The organism is Streptomyces griseicoloratus, assembly GCF_014534645.1.
GTDB lineage: Bacteria > Actinomycetota > Actinomycetes > Streptomycetales > Streptomycetaceae > Streptomyces > Streptomyces griseicoloratus.
In genome coordinates, this window is the sequence record NZ_JACVQF010000216.1 from 1 (window position 1) to 8,221 (window position 8,221).

At 64.7% G+C, this 8,221-nt stretch carries 3 protein-coding genes and 4 pseudogenes; 2 read left to right on the top strand and 5 right to left on the bottom strand.

The window, feature by feature from the left end; genetic code table 11:
- Nucleotides 1–7: 7 nt before the first annotated feature.
- Both H0H10_RS26520 and H0H10_RS26525 read right to left on the bottom strand, forming a co-directional pair.
- A pseudogene (locus H0H10_RS26520) lies at nucleotides 8–825 on the bottom strand (IS5 family transposase).
- 1,229 nt (nucleotides 826–2,054) lie between these two features.
- Nucleotides 2,055–2,237: pseudogene (locus tag H0H10_RS26525) on the bottom strand (hypothetical protein); the annotation flags it as partial.
- A gap of 878 nt (nucleotides 2,238–3,115) precedes the next feature.
- On the opposite strand from H0H10_RS26525, the gene H0H10_RS26530 reads away from it, so the two are divergent.
- Both H0H10_RS26530 and H0H10_RS26535 read left to right on the top strand, forming a co-directional pair.
- Nucleotides 3,116–5,119: an ATP-dependent nuclease gene (locus tag H0H10_RS26530; RefSeq protein WP_188183649.1), complete on the top strand. Its 2,004-nt coding sequence runs from the start codon at nucleotides 3,116–3,118 to the stop codon at nucleotides 5,117–5,119.
- The gene (locus H0H10_RS26535) at nucleotides 5,107–6,744 is read left to right on the top strand and encodes an ATP-dependent helicase (RefSeq protein ID WP_188183650.1); all 1,638 of its coding nucleotides are present in this window, start codon (nucleotides 5,107–5,109) and stop codon (nucleotides 6,742–6,744) included. The genes H0H10_RS26530 and H0H10_RS26535 overlap by 13 nt, the downstream gene beginning before the upstream one ends.
- Nucleotides 6,745–6,755: 11 nt before the next feature.
- Here the strand turns inward: H0H10_RS26535 and H0H10_RS26540 are convergent.
- The 3 genes and pseudogenes from H0H10_RS26540 to H0H10_RS26550 all read right to left on the bottom strand — a co-directional run.
- Nucleotides 6,756–6,917, bottom strand: a pseudogene (locus H0H10_RS26540) (IS5/IS1182 family transposase); the annotation flags it as partial.
- Between the two features lie 194 nt (nucleotides 6,918–7,111).
- Nucleotides 7,112–7,285 (bottom strand): nucleotide-binding domain-containing protein, encoded by a 174-nt coding sequence (locus H0H10_RS26545; RefSeq protein ID WP_309141900.1) that lies wholly within the window; start codon nucleotides 7,283–7,285, stop codon nucleotides 7,112–7,114.
- A gap of 55 nt (nucleotides 7,286–7,340) precedes the next feature.
- Nucleotides 7,341–8,158: pseudogene (locus H0H10_RS26550) on the bottom strand (IS5 family transposase).
- Nucleotides 8,159–8,221: the final 63 nt, after the last annotated feature.

The following is an 8,221-nucleotide window of genomic DNA, read 5'->3' on the forward strand; positions in this document are numbered from 1 at the left end:
ACTGGCCCTAACAAAGCCTCTGGACGTGGCGGTAGGTGATCAGGCAGACGGCGAGGCCGAGGAAGGCCTCGTGGATGTCGTCGCGTCTTTCCCAGCGGATGCGCAGGCGGCGGAAGCCGTGCAGCCAGGAGATCGTCCGCTCGACGACCCAGCGGAAGGTGCCCAGGCCGGTGCCGTGCGGCTGGCCACGTTCGGCGATCACCGGTCGGATGCCCCGCTCGCGAAGGAGCCGGCGGTACTTGTCATGGTCGTAGCCGCGGTCGGCGAAGAGCATGTCCGGGCGGCGTCGTGGCCGGCCGACGACTCCCGCGACCGCTGGAATCTTGTCGAGCAGGGGCAGGAGCTGGGTGACGTCGTTGCGGTTTCCGCCGGTCAGCGACACCGCGAGCGGGATGCCCTGACCGTCGGTGATGATGTGGTGCTTGCTGCCCGGTCGTGCGCGGTCGACCGGGCTGGGTCCGCTTTTGGGCCCCTGCGTGCGGCCCGGACGTGGGAGGAGTCGATCACCGCCCGGGACCAGTCCAGCTGGTTCTTCGACCGCAGCTTGTTCAGCAGCAGCTGGTGCAGCTGGTCCCAGACGCCGGCCTCGTTCCAGGCCGCCAGGCGCCGCCAGCACGTCATGCCCGATCCGAAGCCGAGCTCCTGGGGCAGGTACTCCCACTGGATACCCGTGTGCAGGACGAACAGGATGCCGCACAAGGCCTGACGGTCGGGCAGCCGCGGCCGTCCCTCAACCTGCTTCGGTGCCGGTTCGGGCAGCAACGGCTCGATCAGCGACCACAGTTCGTCCGACACGATCCATGGCCGCGACTGACGCTTCCCCATGCCCCCATCAACGAGCGACCAAGCCGACAGTCACATGATCAACCCGCTTTTGTTAGGGCCAGTAAGCCTGCGATCATCCAACCGCTCATGCGCTTGGCACTCCTGGGCTTCGGATTGCGGCGGATGTACCCGCGCACCCGGTGGAACCCGTCCGGCACCTTCGTCATGGTTTCCCCTCCCGTCGGTGAGCCGCGGAGCGCGGCTCACCCCAACAAAAGGGTGTAGCAGCGGGCACTGACAGCGACTGATGGATGACCACGGCGCCGCCCCTGGTCAAGTCGCCGTCCAGCCAGGAGGGCACACGTCTCCGAGCCGGTCACGAACCGGCGAGCTTGAGGCGGCTCAGCAGGGCGATCGTCCTTTTCAGCTGCCAGACGGTTGATCACGGCCTCCCCGCCTGCCTTTCACGAGGCACGCGATCGGCCGCCTCTTAGCTGTAGGAACAGCACCGGTCACGCCAGGACGGCGTTCTGCCGATGAATGGCGAAAAGCAGCGGAAGCACGCTCACAGCCGTAATGTGCTGGCGCCGCCTCCTCGACTGTGGTTCTTTGCCAGTCCCCCGTACCGGGGCGTCAGCGGGTCCACCAAAACAATCATGCCCTCACCACAACTGCGGGCGATCATCGGTCACCTGGCATATGCCCTGTGCGGGACCCGCCTCCGGGGCCGACACGCCCCACCGGTCTCGACCAGTACCAAGATCCGGACCATATGCGGGCCAACACTCCACCCGTCACCGACCCAACCCCTGTTTTCCCGGTCACCCTGCCATGCATGGAGTACCACCGGCAGACGAAGAACCTGCTGCGTGCACGCCCACCGGGCATACCTACCCGTCCATGTAGCAGTAACAAGAGCGCTCACTCGACCTGATGGCACTCACAACCTGTGGGACTCCTACAAGACGACAGGCCGGGCACCAAGCCCGTCACCAGAGACTGCCGCCGTGGGCCCGCCCAGTCGGAATTCGTCCGGTGGCCACGCAGTCTTCAACGACAACGCCACCGCCGCAGAGGCGGGCCATGAACACCCGCAGACACCTGATGACGCGTCAGTAGAGTTAGCAAGGGGTTAGCAAGTGTCCTGCCAGAGCCTCCCACAGATGGACACACCCTGGAATGTCACAGCATGGGGCATCGGGCTTGCGGCGCACCCAACCGCCCTCGCGCACGCTAGGGACCGGGGGAGGCAACTCAGGACGGCGAGTCGCCTGGCCGTCGTCGGCCAATCAGCCATTTCTGCAGGTCAACGGACCCCTTCCACGCGGCTTCAGCGGTGTCACCGGCAGCTCGGGAGCTGGCAGGGGATCCCCGTCGTACCCCTGCACCTCCCCGAACCGCGTGCCTTCCATCCAGTCCTGGCGCGCCTGCACGATCTCCTCCTGCGACCGTCCGATCCAGTTCCAGAACATATGCATAGGTCAGCAGTGCACGATGTATGTTCGGACGACAATCGGCTGGGCATCCGCCGAACGCTTCCGACGAGGCTCACCGTCCAGCGCCCGCACCACACGGCCGCGCTCTTCACTCGGCAGACGAGCCAGCAGGCGCACGATCCTACTGAGGTCGTCCTTGTTCGCCCTCACCTATCACCCGCAAGGCCAAGATCGTCCAATTCGTTCCGCAGCAAGGGCCTCCGCCGGCTTGGGTTGACGCCACGGGTGAGCGAGGGGTTGGGAGGCACACCGCGCCACCCCGGGTTAAAGGGCAGCTTCCCCGCAGTCTCGAACGGCTCCGCCGGGACGAGGGAACGCCACGGCGTGCCTGACCTCCTGGGCGGCGTCCTTCATCCACCAGCCCGGGTCCGCCCATGCATGCGGAGCCCAGTTTGAAGATGGCCCAGTGGATCGGCAGGAGTCCCCGCCCGGACTGCCTCTCTCCGACCAGGGGCCCGGCAGCGGCGTAGAACGCGCGTAGTTCTTGGGCCGGACACCGTTCTTGATGCTTGCAGTCAACAGCGGCGCAACCGCACCCTTCCGTCAGCCACGGGTCAGCCCGGTGATCGAAATCCTGCCGACTCGCCCAGCGGTAACGACCTCTCCCGACCTGGCTTCGGAGATCATCTCTCTCGTGAGCGGACCAGTCACCGCTGCCCAAGACGCCTTCCACAGAGTCAACGACCGCAATCGATCGACGAAGGTCGAGACGGATGACATCTGGTATCTCGCCAGCCAATTTAAGCCAAACGTGGATCTGTGCCTCTTCCGTATCAGATACTGCTCTGACTCCCGGTAGTCGCAGACGTATGTCGCCCCCGGGAGCTGGGGTTGGGGACGATCTCGGGAGTGCGATGCAGCTGACCCATGCCGAAGTGATCAACTTTCGCGCCCTGGAGAGGGTGGATGTCCGCGTTGATCCGAAGGCCACCCTCATCGTCGGGCGCAACAACAGCGGCAAGACGTCATTCGTCAATCTCTTCGAGAAGTTCTTCGGTGAGGAAGACACGAGGTTCGTCCTGGAGGACTTCTCCACCTGCCGTATCGCCGACATCGAACAGGCGCGGCAGATCTTCGGTGAGGCGCAGGCACACGCTGGCCGGGGCGACAGGGAGACGAGCGAGGACCTGCTGGCCAAGGCGTACGACCTCGTCCCGGCCATCCGGTTGGTCCTCACCATCGAGTACACGGAAGACGACGATCTCGCGCCGCTCACGGGTGTGATCCTCGACTTGGACGACACGTGCTTCGAGGTCAAGATCGAAGCGGCGCTGGAGGTGGCACGCCCGCACGACTTCCTCAAGGACTTCTGGTCGGCAAGCCAGCGGGAGCAGTTCGATCGCGTCAAGTGGCTGCGCAAGAACTTCTCGGAGTATTTCGCCGCGGCCTATCGCGCGGTCAGCCCCTTGGACGAAAACGTCCGCAAGGAGATCAAGCGCGGCGCCGCCGAGTCCATCCTGTCGGTCAAGTTCGTCTACGCGCAGACCAAGATGGATGACACGCCGAGCGACAAGGCTCGCACGTTGTCGAAGACGTTCGAGGCCTACTACAAGGTCAACAGCGGGCACGAAGACCGTCACCAGAGCATCGAGCAGATCGAGACCGCTCTGGCGTCCGCCTCGCAGCAGCTCGACGACAACTACGCCACGCTGTTCGACCCGATCTTCGAGGACCTGCGCACCTTCGGAGTGGGCACCATCACTCCTGTCCAGAAGCCCCGCATCGTCTCCCTCATCGAGGCCTCAGGCATCCTCCGCGGCAGTACCCGCATCCAGTACCCGTCCGGGGACGACGACTTCCATCTTCCCGAAGGTCACAACGGGCTGGGCTACAGCAAGCTGATCTTCACGATCCTGCAAGTCATCAGCTTTCACCAGACCTACGAGCGCACCACACCCAAGCCGGCGCTGCAGGTGCTGTTCATCGAGGAGCCCGAAGCCCATCTGCATCCACAGATGCAGGAGACGTTCATCAAGAACATCCAGGACTTCATCGACCGTAAGGCGGGCTGGAAGGTGCAGGTGGTCATCACCACGCACTCCTCCCACATCGTCGCCAGCAGCGGCTTCCACACGGTGCGCTACTTCGACCGTTCCGAGCCGCAGCTCACGGTCAAGGACCTCTCGACCTTCGAGGCCAACGTGAAGGCCACTCCGCAGGGTGACGAGACCCTGCGCTTCCTGCGCCAGTACATGGTCTTGCACCGGTGTGACATGTTCTTCGCCGACAAGGTGATCCTGATCGAGGGCACCGCGGAACGGCTGATCCTGCCGGAAATGGTCCGACGCTGCGCCAAGGGGCTTCTGCACCAGTACGTATCGGTCATCGAGGTCGGCGACGCCTACGCCGTCCGCTTCCGGGAACTGATCGCCTTCCTGAACGTCAAGACGCTCGTCATCACCGACATCGACTCCGTGTGCCCCAAGCACCGCAAAGCCTGCCCACCCGGCCAGGGGCAGACGGTCACCTCGAACTCGACGCTCAAGCATTGGCTGCCCGCCAAGTCCAGCATCGCCGAGCTGCTCGCCACCAACCCGGCCGACAAGGAGCAGGGCCATGTCCGCGTCGCCTACCAGATCCCGGAGACAGATTCGGGAGCCTGCGCGCGGAGCTTCGAGGATGCCTTCATCATCGCCAACGCAGAACCCCTCGCACGGGACTTCCGCCAGCTCGCCCTGAAGGCGGCCTTCGTCAAGGAGGTCGGGGCCGACCCCACTGCCGACGAGATCGAAGCCAAGGCCTACGACATCGCACAGCAACTCAGTGATCACAAGACGGACTTCGCCTTCGACGTCATGCTCTTGGGGGACTGGGCCGTTCCCCGCTACATCGCCGAAGGACTGCAGTGGCTCGCCTAGACACCCTCGAAGCCGTCGCCACCGAGCTGGAGGCCCGGCGCAGCTTCCTCGTCGAAGCAGGGGCCGGCGCTGGCAAGACGACCACATTGGTACGCGCCCTGCAGCACCTCCTGACCCACCACCGCGCAGACCTGGAGGCACACGGTCGGAGGATCGCCTGCATCACCTATACCAACGTCGCCAAGAAGAAGATCCACGAACGCATCGCCGCAGATCCACTCGTCGATGTCGGCACCATCCACGAATTCCTGTGGAGTGTCATCCAGCCGTACCAGCATGAACTCTGGCAGCAGATCCTCGAGTACAACAAGGACCTGTCCAAACCGGAAGACCTTGATGACGTTACCGATCCTCCCGTCATCGAGTATTCCGACCGTGGGCGCAGGCTGCACGAGGGGCGCATCTCCCACGACGACGTCATCGCGCTGTCGCTCCGTCTCGTCACGGCCCACCCCAAGCTCATACGCATCATCACCAGCAAGTACCCGGTCATCTTTGTCGACGAGTACCAGGACACCTCGCCCAAGACGATTCAGCTGCTGCTGGACCACCTGGCAGGCGCAGGCCGCGAGAAATGCGTGGTCGGTCTCTTCGGCGACTCCATGCAGAAGATCTACGAGTCCGGAGTCGGAGCGGTAAAACGGCCCGGCCTTCTCACCGAGATCACCAAGCACGAGAACTACCGCTGCTCGCCTCCCGTCGTCGAGGTGCTCAACCGGATGCGCCCCGAGCTCCCCCAGGACGCCGTCGGCAAGCAGCAGACCGGCGAGGTCCACCTGTTCCTCAACAGCAGCATCCCGGCCGGCCATGAGCGACTCACCGCCGCCGAAGCAACACTCGCGCGGAACGGCTGGACACGGGAGAACTGCAAGTACCTACTCCTCACCCACCGGGGGATAGCCGGCACCCTGGAGTACGCCAACCTCCTGGAGCAGTACCGAAAGCTGGGCCGCTACGGTCCCGACGACCTCATGGCCCGCAACGAGCCGTACATCCAGTACCTCACCCGCATCGAGGCCGTCAGCACCGCGTTTCACAACAATGACTTCGCCGAGCTGACCAACCTGCTGGACGAGGGACGGACACGGATCACCCGTCACGCACACAAACGCGCCATCAGTGACGCGATCCGTGCGCTCGACGCCATACGCAGCACCGGCACAATCGGCGAGGTGCTCGATCTGATGGCCGACGGCCATCTCCTCGCCCTGCCGGGAATGCTCAAGGACTTGGAGCGCCGGAGATCCGCAACGAACCTGGGCGAGCGCGACCAGCGACGGGCGGACTTCTCCAACAACCTCCGCACCGTGTCCTACCGTGAAGTCATCAGCGTCACCCACTTCATCGATGAACTCACCCCGTTCTCTACCCAGCACGGTGTCAAGGGTGACGAATTCGAAAACGTCGTCGTAGTGGTCGACGACCGCGCCTGGAACAGGTACAACATCGGCAAGATGCTCGCCGGCACCGACAAACCAGACCGTACCGAACGGTCACGCAATCTCTTCTACGTCTGCTGCTCCCGAGCCCAGCGCGGCCTGGCCGTGGTATTCATCGACGATCTCCCGGACGGCGCGGAGCCCACACTCCACACCTGGTTCGAGTCAGGCACCATCCACCCGTGAACACACCAGCCGCACTCGGCGAGGGTGCCGTCGACCAGGACGAACTCTGGGTCCGCTTCGCGCAAAGCCTTCCGCAGGCCGGGGGCGCGTTCGGCGAGCAGGGCGATGACCGCGGTGGTGGAGGCGTGGGCGGCGCCGACCGAGATGCCGAAGGCGGCAGCGATCTGGGCGAGCGGATTCTCACTTGCACTCATTGTGGCAGTTTCGAAACGCACGACAACATCGGGCGACAGTTCATCCACCACTGGGCTGCCTGGTACTTTGCGGGCGCAGGGACTCGGACATGGCTGCGAGAGGCGGATGCGTCTGACGCGACGAGACCCCGGCAGATTCGTCGGGGTCTCGTCACGCTCCGAGGGTCGGTTCCCTACAAGGCGCTTGCCCTCTTGACGCTCGTGTTGCCGATCGGCACGTCGATCCGGTCCCGAGCGACGACGACCCCGTCCTTGACTACGTAGCACTCGACGACGTGCTCGCCTTTGAAGTCCGAGTGCTCGATGCGGACTCCCCGCTTGCTCGAGTCGAGGATCTGGCCGCGGATCGCATCCCGCCGCTCGGCTTCCGGACCACGATTGAGTACCTTCCACTTACTGGCCCTAACAAAGCCTCTGGACGTGGCGGTAGGTGATCAGGCAGACGGCGAGGCCGAGGAAGGCCTCGTGGATGTCGTCGCGTCTTTCCCAGCGGATGCGCAGGCGGCGGAAGCCGTGCAGCCAGGAGATCGTCCGCTCGACGACCCAGCGGAAGGTGCCCAGGCCGGTGCCGTGCGGCTGGCCACGTTCGGCGATCACCGGTCGGATGCCCCGCTCGCGAAGGAGCCGGCGGTACTTGTCATGGTCGTAGCCGCGGTCGGCGAAGAGCATGTCCGGGCGGCGTCGTGGCCGGCCGACGACTCCCGCGACCGCTGGAATCTTGTCGAGCAGGGGCAGGAGCTGGGTGACGTCGTTGCGGTTTCCGCCGGTCAGCGACACCGCGAGCGGGATGCCCTGACCGTCGGTGATGATGTGGTGCTTGCTGCCCGGTCGTGCGCGGTCGACCGGGCTGGGTCCGCTTTTGGGCCCCTGCGTGCGGCCCGGACGTGGGAGGAGTCGATCACCGCCCGGGACCAGTCCAGCTGGTTCTTCGACCGCAGCTTGTTCAGCAGCAGCTGGTGCAGCTGGTCCCAGACGCCGGCCTCGTTCCAGGCCGCCAGGCGCCGCCAGCACGTCATGCCCGATCCGAAGCCGAGCTCCTGGGGCAGGTACTCCCACTGGATACCCGTGTGCAGGACGAACAGGATGCCGCACAAGGCCTGACGGTCGGGCAGCCGCGGCCGTCCCTCAACCTGCTTCGGTGCCGGTTCGGGCAGCAACGGCTCGATCAGCGACCACAGTTCGTCCGACACGATCCATGGCCGCGACTGACGCTTCCCCATGCCCCCATCAACGAGCGACCAAGCCGACAGTCACATGATCAACCCGCTTTTGTTAGGGCCAGT

Coding starts and splice junctions, on each gene's coding strand:
- H0H10_RS26530 (WP_188183649.1), top strand. CDS start 3,116: ATGCAGCTGACCCATGCCGAAGTGATCAACTTTCGCGCCCTGGAGAGG.